This is a genomic window from Kibdelosporangium phytohabitans (assembly GCF_001302585.1).
Lineage (GTDB): Bacteria > Actinomycetota > Actinomycetes > Mycobacteriales > Pseudonocardiaceae > Kibdelosporangium > Kibdelosporangium phytohabitans.
The window spans coordinates 608349-626595 of sequence record NZ_CP012752.1 but is presented as its reverse complement, the minus strand read 5'-3'; the positions used below and the strand labels follow the sequence as shown (position 1 = coordinate 626595).

At 69.4% G+C, this 18247-nt stretch carries 17 protein-coding genes; 5 read left to right on the top strand and 12 right to left on the bottom strand.

Annotated features, from left to right (window positions below; all coding sequences use genetic code 11):
• Window positions 1–5 precede the first annotated feature (5 nt).
• Together AOZ06_RS02965 and AOZ06_RS02960 are read right to left on the bottom strand one after the other, a co-directional pair.
• Entirely contained in the window at window positions 6–398 is a 393-nt protein-coding gene (locus AOZ06_RS02965; RefSeq protein ID WP_054287993.1) for a TOBE domain-containing protein, read from the bottom strand.
• A complete protein-coding gene (locus tag AOZ06_RS02960; RefSeq protein ID WP_054287992.1) occupies window positions 398–889 on the bottom strand; it encodes a MarR family winged helix-turn-helix transcriptional regulator in 492 nt (163 codons plus the stop codon). Before AOZ06_RS02960 ends, AOZ06_RS02965 begins: the two co-directional genes overlap by 1 nt.
• Window positions 890–988: 99 nt before the next feature.
• Here AOZ06_RS02960 and AOZ06_RS02955 point away from each other — a divergent pair, with 99 nt between their 5' ends.
• A complete protein-coding gene (locus AOZ06_RS02955) occupies window positions 989–2437 on the top strand; it encodes an MFS transporter (RefSeq protein WP_054287991.1) in 1449 nt (482 codons plus the stop codon).
• On the opposite strand, the gene AOZ06_RS02950 is transcribed toward AOZ06_RS02955, so the two are convergent.
• Both AOZ06_RS02950 and AOZ06_RS02945 read right to left on the bottom strand, forming a co-directional pair.
• Window positions 2421–3017, bottom strand: coding sequence for a TetR/AcrR family transcriptional regulator (locus AOZ06_RS02950; RefSeq protein WP_054287990.1), 597 nt, complete (start codon window positions 3015–3017; stop codon window positions 2421–2423). The genes AOZ06_RS02955 and AOZ06_RS02950 overlap by 17 nt on opposite strands.
• A gap of 17 nt (window positions 3018–3034) precedes the next feature.
• Window positions 3035–3874: an alpha/beta fold hydrolase gene (locus AOZ06_RS02945; RefSeq protein WP_054287989.1), complete on the bottom strand. Its 840-nt coding sequence runs from the start codon at window positions 3872–3874 to the stop codon at window positions 3035–3037.
• A 48-nt stretch (window positions 3875–3922) separates the two neighbouring features.
• Here AOZ06_RS02945 and AOZ06_RS02940 point away from each other — a divergent pair, with 48 nt between their 5' ends.
• Complete coding sequence (locus AOZ06_RS02940; RefSeq protein WP_083472546.1) at window positions 3923–4195, top strand: MoaD/ThiS family protein; 273 nt, start codon at window positions 3923–3925, stop codon at window positions 4193–4195.
• Window positions 4196–4575: 380 nt separating this feature from the next.
• The gene (locus tag AOZ06_RS02935; protein ID WP_054287987.1) at window positions 4576–5217 is read left to right on the top strand and encodes a LysM peptidoglycan-binding domain-containing protein; all 642 of its coding nucleotides are present in this window, start codon (window positions 4576–4578) and stop codon (window positions 5215–5217) included.
• 600 nt (window positions 5218–5817) lie between these two features.
• On the opposite strand, the gene AOZ06_RS02925 is transcribed toward AOZ06_RS02935, so the two are convergent.
• From AOZ06_RS02925 to AOZ06_RS02915, 3 genes are read right to left on the bottom strand one after another with little or no spacing between them, the layout of a single operon-like run.
• A complete protein-coding gene (locus AOZ06_RS02925) occupies window positions 5818–6738 on the bottom strand; it encodes a molybdenum cofactor biosynthesis protein MoaE (RefSeq protein WP_054296383.1) in 921 nt (306 codons plus the stop codon).
• A 7-nt stretch (window positions 6739–6745) separates the two neighbouring features.
• Entirely contained in the window at window positions 6746–8134 is a 1389-nt protein-coding gene (locus tag AOZ06_RS02920; RefSeq protein WP_054287985.1) for an NAD-dependent malic enzyme, read from the bottom strand.
• Between the two features lie 28 nt (window positions 8135–8162).
• Window positions 8163–8351: a hypothetical protein gene (locus AOZ06_RS02915; RefSeq protein ID WP_054287984.1), complete on the bottom strand. Its 189-nt coding sequence runs from the start codon at window positions 8349–8351 to the stop codon at window positions 8163–8165.
• Window positions 8352–8452: 101 nt separating this feature from the next.
• Here AOZ06_RS02915 and AOZ06_RS02910 point away from each other — a divergent pair, with 101 nt between their 5' ends.
• Window positions 8453–10717 carry a helicase-associated domain-containing protein gene (locus AOZ06_RS02910; protein WP_054296382.1) on the top strand — a complete coding sequence of 755 codons (2265 nt, stop codon included), beginning with the start codon at window positions 8453–8455 and terminating at the stop codon, window positions 10715–10717.
• On the opposite strand, the gene AOZ06_RS02905 is transcribed toward AOZ06_RS02910, so the two are convergent.
• Entirely contained in the window at window positions 10714–11604 is an 891-nt protein-coding gene (locus AOZ06_RS02905) for a patatin-like phospholipase family protein (protein ID WP_225953090.1), read from the bottom strand. The genes AOZ06_RS02910 and AOZ06_RS02905 overlap by 4 nt on opposite strands.
• Before the next feature lie 42 nt (window positions 11605–11646).
• Here AOZ06_RS02905 and AOZ06_RS02900 point away from each other — a divergent pair, with 42 nt between their 5' ends.
• The gene (locus AOZ06_RS02900; RefSeq protein ID WP_054287982.1) at window positions 11647–12405 is read left to right on the top strand and encodes a patatin-like phospholipase family protein; all 759 of its coding nucleotides are present in this window, start codon (window positions 11647–11649) and stop codon (window positions 12403–12405) included.
• Window positions 12406–13141: 736 nt separating this feature from the next.
• Here AOZ06_RS02900 and AOZ06_RS02890 read toward each other — a convergent pair.
• The 4 genes from AOZ06_RS02890 to AOZ06_RS02875 are packed head-to-tail and all read right to left on the bottom strand — an operon-like array spanning window position 13142 to window position 18067.
• Window positions 13142–13750: a GTP-binding protein gene (locus AOZ06_RS02890; protein ID WP_042190776.1), complete on the bottom strand. Its 609-nt coding sequence runs from the start codon at window positions 13748–13750 to the stop codon at window positions 13142–13144.
• Window positions 13731–14513 carry a DUF742 domain-containing protein gene (locus AOZ06_RS02885; protein WP_054287980.1) on the bottom strand — a complete coding sequence of 261 codons (783 nt, stop codon included), beginning with the start codon at window positions 14511–14513 and terminating at the stop codon, window positions 13731–13733. Before AOZ06_RS02885 ends, AOZ06_RS02890 begins: the two co-directional genes overlap by 20 nt.
• Window positions 14514–14537: 24 nt before the next feature.
• Window positions 14538–14963, bottom strand: a complete 426-nt coding sequence (locus AOZ06_RS02880) for a roadblock/LC7 domain-containing protein (protein ID WP_033390388.1) — start codon at window positions 14961–14963, stop codon at window positions 14538–14540.
• Window positions 14960–18067 (bottom strand): sensor histidine kinase, encoded by a 3108-nt coding sequence (locus tag AOZ06_RS02875; protein WP_225954218.1) that lies wholly within the window; start codon window positions 18065–18067, stop codon window positions 14960–14962. Before AOZ06_RS02875 ends, AOZ06_RS02880 begins: the two co-directional genes overlap by 4 nt.
• Between the last annotated feature and the right edge of the window lie 180 nt (window positions 18068–18247).

Sequence of the window (18247 nt, the reverse complement as noted above, 5' to 3'; positions counted from 1 at the left end):
GTGGACTAAGGGGTTTCCACCATCACGGTGGTCGCCTTCACCACAGCGACCGCCAGCGAGCCCGGTTCAAGACCGAGTTCCCGCACGGCCTCGGCGGACATCAGCGACACGACTCGATGTGGCCCGCACTGCATTTCCACCTGTGCCATCACTTTGTCGACGACGACGGACGTGACGAGGCCGACGAAGCGGTTGCGGGCCGATCGGCCGATTCCGGACGGATCGGGCACCTCGTTCGCGTGCGCCCTGGCGAACTCGGCCAGTTCCGCACCGTCCACGACTTTCCGGCCAGAGGCGTCGAGGCTCGACGAGAGCTCACCCGCGTCGACCCAGCGCCGGATGGTGTCGTCGCTCACGCCGAGCAGCTTGGCGGCCTCGGCGAACCTGAATCTGGGCATCAGCCATTGTCCAGCCCGGCGAACGCCTCCTCGCGGAACCCTTCGATGGACACGCGCTGGAACCGTTCGACGACCTCGCGTTCCTCCGGGGTGAACCGGGACAGCACGTTGTGCATGCTCTCCATGGCGCCCATGAACATGTGCGCGTACTTGGTCTCGTCCATCTTGGTGACCTCGACGAGCACCTTGCGCCGGTCGTGCGGGTCACGCACGCGCCGCACGAACCCGTGCTTCTCCAGCCGGTCGATCACGCCGGTCACCGCGCCCGTCGACAGCCCGGACATCTTGGCGATCTGCCCGGCGGTGAGCGGCTCGTCCACGCGCATCGCGATGTCCAGACACTTGTAGTCGGTGGCCGAGACGCCCATCTGTTCGGCGATCCGGGAGTGGAACAGCACGGTGAGGCCGCTCATCTCGCGGGCCATGTTGGCGAACCGCGCCAACTCGTCCGGGGGCACCGGATACGTGCCGCGCTCAGCCGAGGTTGACATGGCACACCACTCCTCTTAGCCTCTAGGTATCTTACAAACTAAGAGACTTAGTCACTGACAAGCTCTCTTCTGAAGACATCATAACCGGAGGAAACGCCCATGAGCACGAGCGCGCTGGCGACACCACTCTCCGAGACCAACGCCACCGGGCACCCGCGCCGGCGTGCCGCACTGGCCGTGCTGATGATCGCCGGGTTCATGGACCTGCTCGACACGACGATCGTCAACGTCGCCTTACCCGCGATCAGCCACAGCCTGAACACCGGATCCGCGGCGACCCAATGGGTCGCCGCCGGGTACACGCTCGCGTTCGCGGTCGGGCTGATCACCGGCGGGCGGCTGGGCGACCTGTACGGCCGGAAACGGATGTTCCTGCTCGGGATGGCGGCGTTCACCGTGTTCTCCCTGTTCTGCGGGATCGCGTGGACCTCGGAGGTGCTCGTCGGGGCGCGCCTGCTCCAGGGGTTGTCCGCGGCGATCATGATCCCGCAGGTGCTGAGCACCATGTACGCGACGTTCCCGCCGTCGGAACGGGCCGCCGCGGGCGGGCTGTTCGGCGGGATCGCCGGGTTCGCTTCCGTGGTGGGGCCGCTGGCGTCCGGCCTGCTGCTCGAGCACGACCTGTGGGGCCTCGGCTGGCGCGCGATCTTCCTGGTGAACGTCCCGGTCGGCCTGATCACGCTGGTGATCGCGGCCGCGGTGGTGCCCGAGACCCGCTCGTCGCACGCGATCAAGCCGGACCTGCGCGGAATGCTGCTGGTCACGGCCGCGCTGGCGCTGGTGCTGGTGCCGCTCGTGCAGGGCCGCGAACTGGGCTGGCCACTGTGGACCTTCCTGTCGATGGCCGCTTCGCTGCCGGTGTTCGCACTGTTCATATACAGCTCGCGCGCGCGTGGCGGTTCGGCGCTCGTGCCGATGCGGTTGTTCCGCTCGCGCGGGTTCAGCGCGGGCACAGCCGTCGCCGCGCTGTTCTTCGCCGCGATGGCCGGGTTCTTCCTTCCTTATGCGCTGACGCTCCAACTCGGTCTCGGCTACACGCCGATGGAGGCCGGGCTGACGTCCCTGCCGTTCTCGCTCGGCGTGGTCCTGTCGGTCGTCCCCAGCAACACGCTCGTCATGCGGTTCGGCCGGTACGTCACGACTGCCGGGGCGCTCGTGATGGCAGCGGCCGTCGCCGTCCTGGTGCTCAGGATGGACATCGGGATCGGCTACTGGGGCCTGGCGCCGTGGCTGCTGCTCGGCGGGATCGGCATGGGCGCGGTGGTCGGGCCGATCTTCGCCATGGCCGGTGCGGAGATCGACGGCGGTGACGCGGGCGCGGCGTCCGGCACGATCAACGCGGCCGACCAGCTCGGCAGCTCAATCGGCATCGCGGTGCTCGGCGTGGTGTTCTTCAACGCGCTCGGCTCAACCCCGGACGCCGCCTCCTATGTGGGCAGCTTCCGCAGCGCGACCTGGATCGCGGTCGGCGTGCTCGTCGTGGTGGCGCTGCTGAGCCTGATGCTGCCGCGCAGGCTGACCGCCGAGCAGCTCAACCAGGCGCACTGAACAAACCGGACAGCACGATGCCGAGCGACTGCTCGACCTGGGCCCGTGCCGCGGTCGCGTCGTCGGCGTGCGCGATCACCATCACGGCCTCGACGAGAACACTGAACACGAACCGGGTGAGCACCTCGGAGGGCTCGTGCGCCAGCACGCCTTCCGAGGCCGCCTGCGTCATCAGGCGGTTGATCAGCTTCAGGCCGTGCTCGGACTCGATCTCCCGCCAGGTGTCCCAGCCGAGCACGGTCGGCGCGTCCAGCAAGGCGATCCGCAGCACCTCCGGGCGTTCGCACACGTCGAGGAACGTCCGCAGGCTGATCGCCATCCGCGTCGCGGTGTCGTCCGCCGTCGCGATGGCGGCGTCGATCTCGTCGGACAGCTCGGTCTCGATCTGCTCGAACACCGCGCGGAACAGGCCCTGCTTGTCCTTGAAGTGGTGGTGCAGCGCACCACGGGTCAGCCCGGCTGCCGCGACGATCTCGTCCGCGGCGACGTTCGCGTAGCCGCGCTCGGCGAACATCGGCCGCGCCGCCTTCATCAGCGCTGCCTGCGTCGCCTTGGAGCGGTCCTGCTGGGTTCGCGGCATGCCGCCCAGTTTGCCTGCTACTCGCTCTCGATGAACTTCACGATCAGTTCGGCGAGTTCATCCGGTTGATCTTCCGGAACCAACGTCAGGGTGTCACCCATCTCGGTGACGGTCGCGTTCGGTAGCACCGCGGCCAGCCGGTGCGCGAGCTCGACCGGGAACACCTTGTCGTCCTTCGCCCACGCCAGCAGCACCGGTTTGGTGAAGGCACCGAGCTTGCCCGCCGCCTCGATGGTGTGTCGTTTGTGGACGGTCCGGACGAAGCGCGTCAGGTCAGCGCGCACCCCGGCGCTCGTCCGGCTCGGCATCAGGTACGAGTCCACGATCTCCTGCGGGACAGGCTTTTTCGCCACCGAACCGAACCCGAGCGGGGACCGCTGGACCAGCCGGGAGCGCAGCGCGGTCGCCATGATCCACGCGAATCCCGGCACGCGGGCGAGCTTCGGCAGCGGCGCGAACAGCGGCGGGAAGAAGTGGTCGAAGCAGTCCGACGGGGTGAACACGACCCGGCCGACGCGCTCGGGATTCCTTGTCAGCAGAAGCTGAACGAGCGCGCCGCCGGTGTCGTTGGCGACGAGCGTGACGTCCCGCAAGCCCAGTTCGTCCAGGAACTCGGCGATCAGGTCGGCGACGCCCGGCGGGGTCAGGTCGGCGGCAGGCACCGGTCGCGAGTGCCCTCCGAGCGGCCAGTCCGGTGCTATGCAACGGTTTCCGGCTTCGGCGACAGCAGGCGCGACGACGCGCCACAGGTTCGAGTTGAGCAGCAGGCCGTGCACGAACACAACCGGTGCACCTTCGCCGTACTCCCGGTAGTCGATGGTCGCCCGGCTCAACCGGGCCACGTGGTGGGTCGCCATGCGTCGATAGAAACATACATTCCGTATGTATGTCTATCCGAGACTAGAATCACGCGGGTGAGTGACAAGGTCACAATCCAGGTCCGGTACTTCGCAGGCGCACGCGCCGCAGCCGGAATCCAGGAGGAGCACATCGCCCTCCCAGCGGGCGCGACCGTGGCGGACGCGGCCAAGGCCGTCGCCGAGCGGCACGGCGACAAGCTCAGCGGCGTGCTGACCGCGTGCAGCTTCCTGCTCGACGGAATCGCGGTCCGCTCGCACGCGGCACGGCTGTCGGACGGGACTCAGCTGGACGTCCTCCCGCCGTTTGCCGGCGGCTAAACGGGCGTTCACGAACGGCCCAATCGGGCCGCGACACGCGAGACACAGGTCTCACTTAGAGTGAAAAATCTCGGCAAGGAAACGAACCGATAACGACGTCCCTAGCTGGGGATATATGACTCATCGCAGGGGGTTGCGTGACGTTACTGTGACCTAGGTCACGCCCACATAAATTTCCGATCTCGGTTCCGGTTACGTACGGTCGCTCTCGGGTTGGACCCGACCAGCCCGGCAAGACCTGAGAGCCCGCAGCGCCGAACCCCGTCCGGTGGGCTAACAGGACCCAAGCCCCGAGTGAGAGACAACTCCCGGACGGGGGCAGGAGAGCGACCCCCGAGCGACCTCTCCCGCACGCAGCAGGCGCTGGAGGTGAGAGTGAAATGACCAACTCCGGCAAGCACCGCAGGCCGACCCTCGCCACCCGCACCATCGCTCGCGTCGCCATCGCAGGCCTCGCGGTCGGCGCGCCACTGGCGATCGCAGCGGCACCGGCGCAGGCTGAAGGCAGCGTCAACTGGGACGCAGTCGCCCAGTGCGAGAGCGGCGGTCGGTGGAACATCAACACCGGCAACGGCTACCAGGGCGGATTGCAGTTCCACCCCCGTACCTGGGCCGCCAACGGCGGCACCGGCAGCGCGGCAGGCGCCTCCCGTGAGGAGCAGATCCGCGTCGCCGAGAACGTCCTGCGCACGCAGGGCATCAAGGCATGGCCGAAGTGCGGTCCGAAGGGCCTCGGCGGCGGTTCCGCTGCCCCGGCCAAGAAGGCCACCCCGAAGAAGGCCAAGGCAGCTCCGGCGCCGGTGAAGAAGGCGGCCCCGAAGCCCGCCACCGCACCGAAGCCCGCGGCTGCCCCCGTCCAGACCGGCGCCGGTGACTACACCGTCGTGGTCGGCGACACGCTCTCGGGCATCGCCTCGAAGCTGAACGTCCAGGGCGGTTGGAAGGCCCTGGCCGACAAGAACGCGGGAACCGTCAGCAACCCGAACCTGATCTTCCCGGGTCAGAAGCTGACCACCAAGTGAGCTTGGTGAGCTGAGCGAAGCCCGGAATCCGGTGACACGACCGGATTCCGGGCTTCAGCCATGTTCGGTAGTCCGACCTGAACGCGAGCTCGTCCCGTCCGATGGCCGGCTCGGTCGGTGGCATCCGCCACCAGGCCCGGTAGAAGATCCCCAGTCCGATCACTGCCAGGACTGACCACACGACAACGAGCAGCGTCGAAGTGAACGCCCACTCGGTCAGCTCGGCGGAGCTCGTGTCGCCCGAGACATTCAGGGGGTAGTGAACCCGGACCTTGTCCGTCGGGCGGTAGCCGGTGTTCCGTTCCCGGACCCGCGCGGTGATCGTGCCGCCGCTGGGCCCCTGGAACGAGACGACCAGCCGCGGCCTGCTCCGGTCTCCTCCGACACGACCGTCGCGTCTGCTTCGCGCCACTTGGACTTCTCATGGGCGTCCGGGAAAGCCAGACTGCGAACACGAACACCACGAGCAGCCAGCAGACCGAGACAAACCGCACGCCTGATCGACTCGGTTGCCAGGCCTGTTACTCGTCCGCAACTGATTCCACCGGACTCCCCCTCCTGGTGGTCAACATCGCCGAGTCGCCGCAGCGGGTTTCGCTGTTACGGGCAGTTGACCCATTCGTCGGTGCCGTCGGCGAAGGTCTGGTGCTTCCAGATCGGCAGCTGCCGCTTCACCTCGTCGACCAGGTCCGAGCAGGCCGCGAACGCCTCCGCCCGGTGCTCCGCCGAGACCGCGCACGCCAGCGCCACGTCGCCGATCGCGAGATCGCCGATCCGGTGGCTGACCGCGATCCCCCGCAGGCCCGGCCGGGACGCGGCGATCTCCGCCGCCACCCGTTCGATGACCTCCGCCGCGCTCGGGTGGCCGCTGTAGGACAAGTCCCTGACCGTCTTGTTGCGGTCGTGGTCGCGGACCACGCCGCCGAAGGTCACCACCGCGCCCGCCGCCCTGTCCGCGACGAGCTCGCCGTGCTCCTCGACCGACAGCGGTGTCTCGGTCACCACCGCCCTGTGGACCTTGGCGGGCGTGATCTGGCCGGTCTGCCTGGCGTGGTCGCCGCCGCCCAATTGGTCCACCGCGTGGTCGAGCACGCCTTCCAGTACGCCGAGGCCGTCCCGCACGCCGCCGGTCGACCCGGGCAGGTTCACCACCAGCGTCGACCCGGCCACACCGGCCAGGCCACGCGACAGCGCGGCCGTGGGGACCTCGGGCAGGCCGGCGGCGCGCACGGCGTCGGCAAGGCCGGGGATCTCGTAATCCAGCACCGACGAGGTCGCCTCGGGCGTGCGGTCCGTCGGCGTGATGCCCGTGCCGCCGGTCGTGATGACGACGTTCACGCCGGCGGCCACGGCCTCGCGGAGCGCAGCCGCCACCGGGGCGCCGTCGGGGACGACCACCGGCGCGGGCACGTCATAGCCGCGGACACGCAGCCAGTCGACGATGACCGGGCCTGTCCGGTCCTCGTAGACACCGGCCGCCGCCCGGTTCGACGCCGTGATCACCCGCGCCGTGTTGGTCATCGGCACATCAGTCCTTACTGGTCGCGGCCTTCTTCACGGCTTCGGCGACCGCGGGGGCGACCGCCGCGTCGAACACGCTCGGCACGATGAACGACGCGTTGATCCGGTCGCCGTCGGCCACGTCGGCGATCGCGTCGGCCGCCGCCAGCAGCATCGAGTCCGTGATCGTGTGCGCCTGCGCGTCGAGCAGGCCGCGGAAGACACCGGGGAACGCCAGGACGTTGTTGATCTGGTTCGGGTAGTCGCTGCGGCCGGTCGCGACGATCGCCGCGTGCTGCTGGGCCTCCAGCGGGTCGATCTCCGGGTCCGGGTTGGCCAGCGCGAAGATGACCGGGTCTTTCGCCATCGTCTTGACCTGCTCGGCACCGAACAGGTTCGGCGCCGAGACACCGATGAACACGTCCGCGCCGACCAGCGCGTCGTGCAGCCTGCCGGACATACCGTCCTTGTTGGTGTTCGCCGCGATCTGCTCGAGGTTCGAGTCCAGGTCGCCGCGGCCGGCGTGCACGATGCCGTTGATGTCGACCGCGATGATGTCCTTGGGCTTGCGGTGCAGCAGCAGGCGGATGATCGCCGAACCGGCCGCGCCGACGCCGCAGACCACGATCTTGCAGTCCTCGAGCGGCTTGGCGACGACCTTCAGCGCGTTGCGCAGCGCGGCGACGACCACGATCGCGGTGCCGTGCTGGTCGTCGTGGAAGACCGGGATGTCCAGCTTCTCGCGCAGCCGCGCCTCGATCTCGAAGCACCGCGGCGCCGCGATGTCCTCCAGGTTGATGCCCGCGTACGCCGGTGCGATCAGCTCGACGGTCCGGATGATCTCCTGCGTGTCCTGCGTGTCCAGCACGATCGGCCACGCGTCCACGTCCGCGAACTTCTTGAACAGCACCGCCTTGCCCTCCATCACCGGGAGGGACGCGGCCGGGCCGATGTTGCCGAGACCCAGCACGGCGGAGCCGTCGGTGACGACCGCGACCGTGTTGCGCTTGATGGTCAGGCGCCGCGCGTCCTCAGGGTTGGCCGCGATCGCCTGGCAGACCCGCGCGACACCGGGGGTGTAGGCGCGGGAGAGGTCGTCGCGGTTGCGCAGCGCGACCTTGGAGTGCACCTCGAGCTTGCCGCCGAGGTGGATCAGGAAGGTCCGGTCCGAGACCTTGCGCACCGCGACACCGGGCAGCTCCCCCAGCGCGGCCGTGATCTCGTTGGCGTGCCCGGCGGACGTCGCGTTGCACGTGATGTCCACGACCACGCGGTCAGCGTGCGACTCGACGACGTCGAACGCCGTGATGACGCCACCGACCCGGCCGACTGCCGAGGTCAGGTCGCCCGCGGCGCTCGCCGACGGCGGGGCCTCGACCCGGATGGTGATCGAATAACCAGGACCGGGCACTGGCATTGTTGTTGCTCCCCGCGAAATGAACGTTCTACTTCTTGTTGATGTCCGTCACCGGGTGCTCGTAGCCAAGCTCCTCGACCGGGACGGGGAAGGTCACGTCGCCGAACGGCGACAGCGCGCCCTGCCTGTCCGCCGCGAGCTCGCTGACCGGGTGCGCGGCGTTCGCCGGCTTCTCGGGCCAGGTTGGTTCGATCCGGTCCGGGTTACCCTTGCCCACCGAGTCCTCCTCGAAGTGCTGCCCGCATCTCGATGCGGAAATCCGCCCGTACGGTACCCGACCTCGCACCTGCCGGAGCACGCGCGTATACCGTGGTCAGGGTGTCAGTCTCCACGTTAACCGAGTGGCTGCGCGAGCGGGATGACGCCGCGTTGGCCCGGCTGCTCGGTGCGCGCCCGGACCTGGCGACGCCGATACCTGCGGATACGTCCGTTCTGGCGACCCGCGCGGGCAGCCGCGCGTCGGTCGCGCGGGCGGCCGAGTCGCTGGACACGTTCACGCTGGCCGTGCTCGACGCCCTGCTGCTGTGCGACGCGGACACCCGTCCGGTCACACTCGCCGAGGTCGCCGCGATGCTCGGCACGAAGGTGTCACGCAAGAGCGCGCGCCAGGGCGTCGACACGTTGGTCGGCCTGGCGCTGGCGTGGGGCCCGGAGAGCGCGTTGAGCGTGGCCCCGTCGGCGCGGGAGGCGGCGGGGATGTTCCCCGGCGGCCTCGGGCGGCGGTCGGCCGAACTGGACGGCCGCGACCTGGCCGCGGTCCTCGCGGAACTGTCCGAACCGGAGCGCCGCGTGCTCGCCACGCTCGCCGAAGGGCAGCCGACCGGCCGCAGCAAGGACGCGAACACACTCGTCCCGCTGGAGCAGGCGCGCACCCCGGTGCAGCAGCTGCTGGCCCGCGGTCTGCTGCTGCGGCTGGACGCCGACACGGTCGAACTGCCGAGGCAGGTCGGTCTCGCGCTGCGCGGCGCCAACCCGATGGGTCAGGTCAAGGTCAGCCCACCGCCAGTGCAGACGACCGGGCGCACGCTTTCCACAGTGGACTCCACCGCGGCCGGTGAGGCGATGGAGCTGATCCGGCACACCGAGGCGCTGATCGCGCTGTGGTCGGCGGAACCGCCGCCGGTGCTGCGGGCAGGCGGGCTCGGCGTGCGGGACATCCGCAAGCTGGCCCGTGAGCTGCAGGCCGACGAGGTGCGCTGCACGCTGATCGCCGAGATCGCGCTCGGTGCGGGCCTGGTGGTCGCGACGGACACGACGTCGCCGCAATGGGTGCCCACGACGCAGGCGGACGTCTGGCTGGCGGCCACGCCGCCGCACCGCTGGGCCACGCTGGCGGCGGCCTGGCTCGACCTGCCCCGGCTGCCCGGCCTGGCAGGCAGCAAGGACTTGCGGGACAAGGTGATCTCTCCCCTCTCCGACGAGTTGCGCCGCCCGCTGGCGCCGACCGCACGACGCCGGGTGCTCGACGCGCTCGGCGAGTTCGAGCCGGGCACCGGCGTGGATTCCACTGAGGAGCTCGCCGGGCTGCTGGCCTGGCGCGCGCCGCGCAGGGGCGGCAGGCTCCGCGACGAGCTGGTGTTCTGGACGGTCCGCGAGGCGCAGGCGCTCGGCCTGGTGGCGTTCGGCACGCTGACATCGCCCGCACGGATCCTGCTGGAGGACGGTCCCGCGCTCGCGGCGAAGCGGATGGCCGAGGCGATGCCGACGCCGGTCGACCACGTGCTGGTGCAGGCGGACCTGACGGTGGTCGCGCCCGGCCCGTTGGAGCAGGCGCTCGGGCACGAGATCAACCTGGTCGCGGACGTCGAATCCGCCGGTGGCGCAACGGTCTACCGGGTCAGCGAGACGTCGGTCAGGCGTGCGCTCGACGCCGGCCGCACGTCGACGGACCTGCACGAGCTGTTCCGGACGCGGTCGCGCACACCGATCCCGCAGGCGTTGACGTACATGATCGACGACGTGGCCCGGCGGCACGGGCAGCTGCGCGGCGGCGCGGCGATGTCCTTCCTGCGCTGCGACGACGAGGCGCTGCTCGCGGAGGTCGCGGCGAGCGCGGCGGGCACCCGGTTGGAGCTGCGCAAGATCGCGCCGGGCGTGCTGGTCAGCCCGGTGCCGTTGGCGGACGTGCTGGAAGAGTTGCGAACAGCGGGTTTCGCGCCGTCGGCGGAGGACGCCGACGGCCGGTTGATGGACCTGCGGCCGAGCGGGCTGCGTGCGCAGGCGCGGCAGCGGCCCAAGACCAGCGGGCTGCCCAAACCCGCCAGCCCGGAACAGCTCGCGGATCTGGTCAGCTCGATGCGCGCGGGCGACAAGGCAGCCGGGACCCGTCGCGGCAGGACGGTCGCACTGGCGGGCGGGCGCGGCGCGGACACCTCCGAAACCCTTGCCCTGCTTCAGGAGGCAGTGACCAACGGCCGCAACGTGTACATCGGTTACGTCGACGCGCACGGAACCGCGAGCCAGCGCGTGATCGAACCGGTCCGCGTCGGCGCGGGTGTCCTCGAAGGACTGGACTCGACCCGTTCGGAGACGCACCGATTCGCGCTGCACCGGATCACGTCGGTGTCGCTCGTGGAGGACTAGGAAGCCAGTGCGGCGTGGACCGCTTGGCGGCCCATCATCACGGCCTTGCGCAGCAGGACCGTGTCACGTTCCAACGCGGACACGTTGGGAGCGTCGGTGGGCGGCCGGATCGACATGACCGTGGGGAGTTCGGTCAGCAGTTGCTCGTCGGCCATGTCTCGCGGGTACTGCTGGACCCACACGCTGCGCAGGCCCGGCAACGCCCGGGGCACCACCATGCTGTGCATCCGGCGGGGTTTGGCCGGCCGTTCGGTCGCGCGTCTCGTCCGCAGCACCAGCACGTGCGTCGCCCCGTTGGCCAGCGCGGTCCGGAACGGCAACGGTTCCGCCACGCCGCCGTCGACAAAACGCCGCCCGGCAAGGAAAACGGGCTTTCCCGCGAGAACGGGCATACAAGTCGTCGCGCGCAAGGCCGTTTTCAGGTCGTCGACTTTCCGGATGTACGGCCGCAGATCCACCGGCTCACCGGTTTCCGCGTCGGTGGCCATCGGGTGGTAGGAGACGGGATTGGCCAGGATGGCGGGAAAGTCCATCGGCGTCAGCTCCTGGTACACGGTGTCGACGAGATAGCGGGTGTCGACAACCGGTCTGCCGCGCAGGAACCGCCACGGGTTGATCACCTCGCGCATGATCTCCGGATCCCACCAGCCACGCATCCCGGTCAGCGCGCGGCCGGACAGCAGCCACGCACCGTTGAGCGCGCCGGCAGACGAACCGTAGACAGCGTCGAAACACCTGGTCAGTCCCAGTTCTTCGAGCGCCATCACCATGCCGCTCGAATACGTGCCCCTGCTGCTGCCGCCTTCGATCGCCAGTGCGATCCGGTGGCCGTCGGTCCGGAAACCGGGACGGCTGCCTTCAGCGTGGCGACGTGAGACAAGACGCATGACGGGGTGCACCGATCAAGTCTGGCATGGAGAGTACGGGGTATGCGCGCACTTGTCCTCGGCGGTGGTGGTGTCGCCGGAATCGCATGGGAGATCGGCATCCTGCACGGCCTCGGCGAAGCTGTTCTCGACGTGGACGTGATCGTCGGGACGTCGGCGGGATCGGTGGTCGCCGCGGCGGTGAACCAGATCCCGGTGGCGGAGGCGTACGAACGGCAGACGACACCGTCCCCGCCGCGTGCCGACGCAGCCGGACCCGTCCCGGCGATCGGGAAACTGATGCAGTTGTTCGCCGAGATCGCGGCACTGCCCGAGCCGGAACAACTCCGCCGGGTCGCCGATGCGGCGTTGAGCGCGCAAACCATGCCGGAGGACGTCTTCCGGAAGCTGATCGGCACTTCGCTGCCGTCGCCGGACTGGCCGCGGCGGCGCGTCGCGGTGGTCGCCTACGACACGGCGACGTGCGAACGCACGGTGTTCACGAAGGATTCCGGTGTGGACCTGCTGTCGGCGGTAGCGGCGAGCTGCTCGGTCCCGGGCGTGTTCCCGCCGGTGACGATCGACGGCAAGCGCTACATGGACGGCGGCAGCGCGCGGTCGACCAACTCGGACCTGGTCGCCGGCTACGACGAGGTCCTGGTGATCTCGCCGATGGCCGGCGTCAACCCGGTGGCGACCGCGCGGGTGATCACCCCGGACCGGGCATCGCTCGTCGCGATGATGCCCAACGTGCTCGACCCCGCCAGCCGCGGGCCCAGCGCGGAGGCGGGCTACCGGCAGGGCAAAGCCCTGCGGCTTTGAGATGAGCCGCCACCAGTGATCAGCCACGAGGCAACCGATCTGGGCTGCGTGAGGGTGTCCAGGTTCTCGAAGAGGACAACCAGACAGCCTGCGTGACTTCCTCCGCGTCGCCTCGGTTGAGACCGTTGCCCCTGGCCACGTGCCACACGAGCGGAGTCAGGTCCTTGACCAGCGTCACGCGCGCCCGCCGATTGCCTTTCCGGCTTTCAGCCAAGCAGACCGCGTGTCGCTCCGCGCCGCTCAGCCCTTCCCACGGGACAGGATCGTTCGCTGGAGGGTCGATGCGGACCGTCGCCGCTCCCCAACACGACACGCGACGAGCGAGCCAGCCACCGAGGTCGCCGACCTCGTTGACGAACACCGGCACCAGGATCATGAGCAGGAGAAACTTCCACAGGCCAGTTGGGCGACCTTCAGCCCGTAGAGGTCTTCGTCCGGCCCGATGAGAACCTCGAGAACGTCGAGCGTGGCGTCAGTCACGCGACTCAAGGAGTCCATGACCTGAAGACCACGCCTATCTCTACATAGATAGATGTAGCGTTCTGACACCAGTTGGACAGGCTTCCCGGACGGTCAACCTCGCGACCGGGGAAAGAAGGACCTCGGCCGTGACCGAACCAGGAGTCGTGAGTGGTTCACCGGTCAAACCGATGTCACCGTCGCCGTCCGCGCCGACCTGGGCGCACGCCAAAACGGCTGCCGTCCCTGAGAACGACAGCCGCCGGGTGAGAGCAGATCAGACCGCGCGGGCCGACATCCGCTGGTGCATCGCGTGCTCGACCAGCGTGATCAGGCTTTCCTTCGTGGACTCCCGGTCACGCGCGTCGCACGTCACCACCGGCACCGACGGCTCGATGGTCAGCGCGTCGCGGACGTCCTCGACGCGGTGGTGCAGCACGCGTTCGAAGCAGTTGATCGCCACGATGTACGGCAGCTGCCGGTCCTCGAAGAAGTCGATCGCCGCGAACGCGTCGGCCAGCCGCCGGGTGTCCACGAGCACGATCGCACCGATCGCGCCACGCACGAGGTCGTCCCACATGAACCAGAACCGGTGCTGCCCGGGCGTGCCGAACAGGTACAGGATCAGGTCCGAGTCGAGCGAGACACGGCCGAAGTCCATCGCCACCGTGGTGGTGGTCTTGTTCGGCGTGGCCGACAGGTCGTCGACGTCCTGGCTCGCCTCGGTCATCACCGCCTCGGTGGTCAGCGGCACGATCTCGGAGACCGCTCCGACGAACGTGGTCTTACCGACGCCGAAACCACCGGCGACGACGATCTTCGCGGACGTCGTCGCCTGACGCGCCACGGCCCGCGGGTTGTGAGGACTAGAGCCTGCGGAGCCCACTGAGCACCCTTTCCATGAACTCGATCGACGGCCGGTCACCGACAACCATGCCGCTCTGGTGAATCAGCACGAGCCCCATGCCCGCCATGTCACCGATCAGCACCCGGGCCACGCCGAGCGGCAGACGCAAGTGGGCGGCCACCTCGGCGACCGAGCGCGTGTCCAGGCACAGTCCACAGATCGACCTGTGCTCGGGCAGCACCGCCGCCTCGGGCAGCCGTCCTCGGTCGCTGGTTGACACCAACGCCTCGATGGCCAGGTCGTAATCGGACCGCGTGCGTCCACCTGTCTTGGTGTACGGCCGGACCAGCGAACCGGTCTCCGCGATGGGTTCGGCCCTGACTGGCTCCTCCCACTCCGTAGCGGCTGGCACCGCGGGGAGCTGGTCGGAGTTCCAGTCGTTCTGCCTGGGCACCCCCGGGTCGCCGTACAGGCTAGCGCCTGGCCCACCGAACAACCTCGCTCGGTAGCCGTCCAGGTCGATCCTGTTCGGTGGATCCCCAAGTCCGTGCTCGGGCAGGTCCTCCCAACCTCGCTCCGGCATTTCCTCTTGCCTCCGCTCCGGCCGGCTCGGCAGCCGATGGTCTTGCTCGTCCAACGCCTCATCGGGCTCGTGATAGACGGCCACGTCCGGCGCGGCGTCATCATCGTCGTCGGGGCCTCCCGCGTCGGGCTCGTCGAACCGGAACCCGGCCGAAGCCCAGTCCTGGTACGAAAAGTCCGCGCCGAACCGACCGCCTGAGGCTCGGTGACCTCTAGCCATCTGCGCTCACCCCGCCAACCCGGCTTATCTTCGCTGCGCGCCTTGCAGCTGCGCCCGTAGTTCGGGCGTCATCTGCTGGCCGACTCGCTCGACCAGAAGCGTCATCTCGTAGGCGACCAAGCCTATGTCGCAGTTGGGCGCGGCGAGCACGGCGAGACAAGAACCGTCCGAGATCGACATGAGGAAGAGATATCCCCTGTCCATCTCGACGACGGTCTGGTTGACCCCGCCTGCCTCGAAGCACCGTGCGGCGCCCTGGGTGAGGCTCACCAGGCCGGACGCCACCGCGGAAAGCTGCTCGGCGCGGTCACGGGGCAAGCCCTGCGACCCGGCCAACAGCAGGCCGTCTGCCGAAACCACCACCGCGTGCGCGACTCCGGGCACCTGCCGAACGAAATCGGTGATGAGCCAGCCGAAACTGCCTGGCTGGTTAGTCGTCGCGGTCGTCACTCCTGCTCCTCGTCTTGACGGCTCTCGACTGAATCCTGGTCACCAGCGTAAGTCTCGACGAGTGCGTGTCGACCACGGCGGATCCCTTGCTGGAAACTCGACATCCTGCCTCTCACGGCGTCAGCCGAGCGCGGCGGCAACGCGGGGGCGCGCTGCGCTTGCTGCTGGTTGGACGTCGGCCTGCTCGGTGCGGAGCCAGGGATCAGCTGAGCCTTGGGCACCCGCTTGGGCAGACCGGCCGAGGTGATCACCTCGGGCTGGGACTTGGTGAGCGACTGGGCGGCCTGCCAGCCCTCGTCGCCGGGTGACTGCCACGCCGACTGGGCGGGGCTGGGCTCCGGCTCCGGTTCGGGCTGGGCCTCGGCCTGCGCGACCGGCTCCGGCTCGATGTGCTGGTCGGCGTGCGGAGTGTCGCCGTTCATGGTCTCCACGTGCGCGGGCGGCGGCGGGACCGCTTCCGCACGCGGCGCGGGCTGCTCGACGGCCGGGGCCGGTGGCGGCGCGACCGGCGGTGCCGGGGGCGGCGGCGTCGGCTTGCCGCGCTCGGACGCCGGTGGCGTGCGCTTGTCGCCGTCGCCTTCCTCGAACCACTGGGACAGCACCGCTTCGTAGATCGGCAGGCGCTCGGTCGGCGCGTCCAGGTCCTGGTTCACCGGCGCGGGCGGCGGCGTTGGCCTGGGGTTCGCGGCTTCGCGTGCGGCCTTCTCCTCGGCGAACGCGTCGCCGAACAGCGACGACGTCGCAGGCTGCTCCGGGGGCTCCGGCAGCGGCTGGATGTGCGTCGGTGCCTCGTCGTGCGGCGGCTGCACCGGCTGGTCGAGCCGATCCGGCGACCACCGCGCGGTGGCCTCGCCGTTCGCGGGCACGCCGCCGTTGGTCGAGTGCTCGGTCACCGGCGGGTAGGACGCCGACGGGTACGACGGCATCGAGCCGGAATCCGCCGAGTCCTCCGGGCCGACGCGCGGCAGGCTGCCGGTGAAGGCGCTGGCGATGCCCCCACCCGGGCGGGACGCAGGCGGCGGGGTTCGCTCGCCACCGAACGTGCCGGTGCCTGCGCCCGTGCCCGCCATGCCGCCGGTGCCGAACCCGCTGCCCATCGAGCCGGTGCCGCCACCCATCGTGTTCTCGACCGACGGGGTGATCGTGGGGATGCCACCGGTGGGGGTGAGGTTCGTGGCGTGCACGCTGCGCGAGGACTGGATCAGCGACGCGGGCACGATGATCCGGGCGATCAGACCGCCGTCGATGTCCTCGTTGTCCCGCAGCCTGACCTGGATGTTGTGCCGCTGGGCCAGTCGCGCGACCACGTAGAGGCCCATTCGCCTGGTCACCGAGACGTCCATGTCGGGCGGGTCGGCCAGGCGGCGGTTGGACGCCTCGATCTCGTCGGCCGACATGCCGACACCCTGGTCGGTGATCTGGATGGCCAGTTCCTTCTTGCGGGTGGCCGCCATCCGGACGGTGACCTTCTTCTCCGGCTCGGAGAACGACGTCGCGTTGTCCAGCAGTTCGGCGATCAGGTGCACGAGGTCGTTGACCGCGCGGCCCTGGACCGCCACCTCGGGCGCGGAGAGCACCTCGATGCGGGCGTACTGCTCGACCTCGGACACGGCGGCGCCGACCACGTCAGCCGCGGGCACCGGTCGCGTCAGCTGACGCGACAGGCCCGTGCCGGAGAGCACCAGCAGGCTTTCGGAGTTGCGCCGCATCCGCGTGGCCAGGTGGTCCAGCTCGAACAGGCTGGCCAGCTGGTCGGGGTCCTGCTCGTCCTGCTCGAGCCGGTCGATCAGGTTCAGCTGGCGTTCCACCAGGGCCTGCGAGCGGCGGGACAGGTTGACGAAGATCGAGTTGACGTTGTCGCGCAGCAGCGCCTGCTCGGCGGCCATCCGGACGGCCTGTTCGTGGACCGCGTCGAAGGACCGGGCGACTTCACCGGTTTCCTCACGCGTGAACAGCGGCATCGGCTCGATCGCCTGTTTGGACGCCGCGACGGGGTCCGGGTCGGCAAGGATGCGCTGCACCGTCTCCGGCAGCCTGGTGTACGCGATGTCCAGCGCGTTGGTCCGCAGGACGCGCAGCGGCTTGAGGATCGAGCGGGTCACCATCGCCATCAGCACCAGCGCGGCGATCAGCAGCGCGAGCACGATGGCCGCGTTGGTCCACGCCGAGTTGGTCCGCGTGGTGGCCAGCTTGTCGGCGCTGTCACGCAGCTTGGCCAGCAGGCTGTCCTCGACCGTGCGCAGCTTGTCGACCGTCGCGGTGCCGTCCCTGATCAGGTCCTGCTTCTGGATCTGCAGGGTCTGGCCGTTCTCGGCGTTGTTGAACGCCGTGGACTTGAGCCGCTCGCGGTTGTCGACCTCGGGGCCGGACACGGTGTCGGAGTAGTACTGCTGCTCCTGGGCCGTGGCGTTGGCGCGGAACCCGGCCGCGGCGGCCTGGTAGCTCGCTCCGGCTGCCCGGACCTCGTTGAGCAGGTCGGACGGGAAGCCGTTCGCGGCGGCGGCGATCTGCAGCGCCGCGTTCTCCTGCGAGGCGAATTCCTTGATCTCCGACAGCGACTGGACCGTGGTGGCCTGGCGCAGCAGGTCCCGGTCGGTGACCGCGGTGTTGACCTCGCGGCCCAGCTGGACCAGCGCCTCGATGATCCCCGTGTACGCCGACTTGACCGCGAGGTGCGGGTATTCGGTCTCCTTGGCAGCCAGGCGCAGCGCGTCGAGACCGGCCAGCCGCTGCAGACCGCGGCGGTAGCGCTCGACGGCGCCTTCGTCGTCGGTGTTCACGCGCGTGGCAGCTTGGCGCAGCTGCTCCTGCTCGTTGTTGACCTTGTTGATCTGGGTGTCGAGCTCGGCGCGGTTACCGGGACTGCGGCCGCCTGCCACGTTGTCGACCGCGAGCGTGCGTTCCTTCTGCAGCTCGTGGACGAGTCTCGTGACGTTGCGGGCCAGGTCGACCTGGTTGACCGTCTGGCGGAACTCGTCGGCGCGCTGCAGGTCCTCCTGCGCGCGCAGTCCACCCAGCGCGAGAGCTGTCAAAGTCGGGATGATGAGGACAGCGAGGACCTTGGTGCGCAGCCGCCAGTTGCGCATCCGCCATGGCGACCCCATCCGGGCGTTCTTGCCGCCGGGTACGCGGGTCCCTTGGGGCCTGGCACCTGTGTCGGCCTGTTCGCCGCCTGGCGACGCCGCCTGGCGACCGATCCCCGAGCTACCTGCGACCCCAGCGTTCTGGTCGGGCACTCCCAGCACACTCCCTGCGTTTGAGCCAGTAGCCCGGTACCCGGAAGG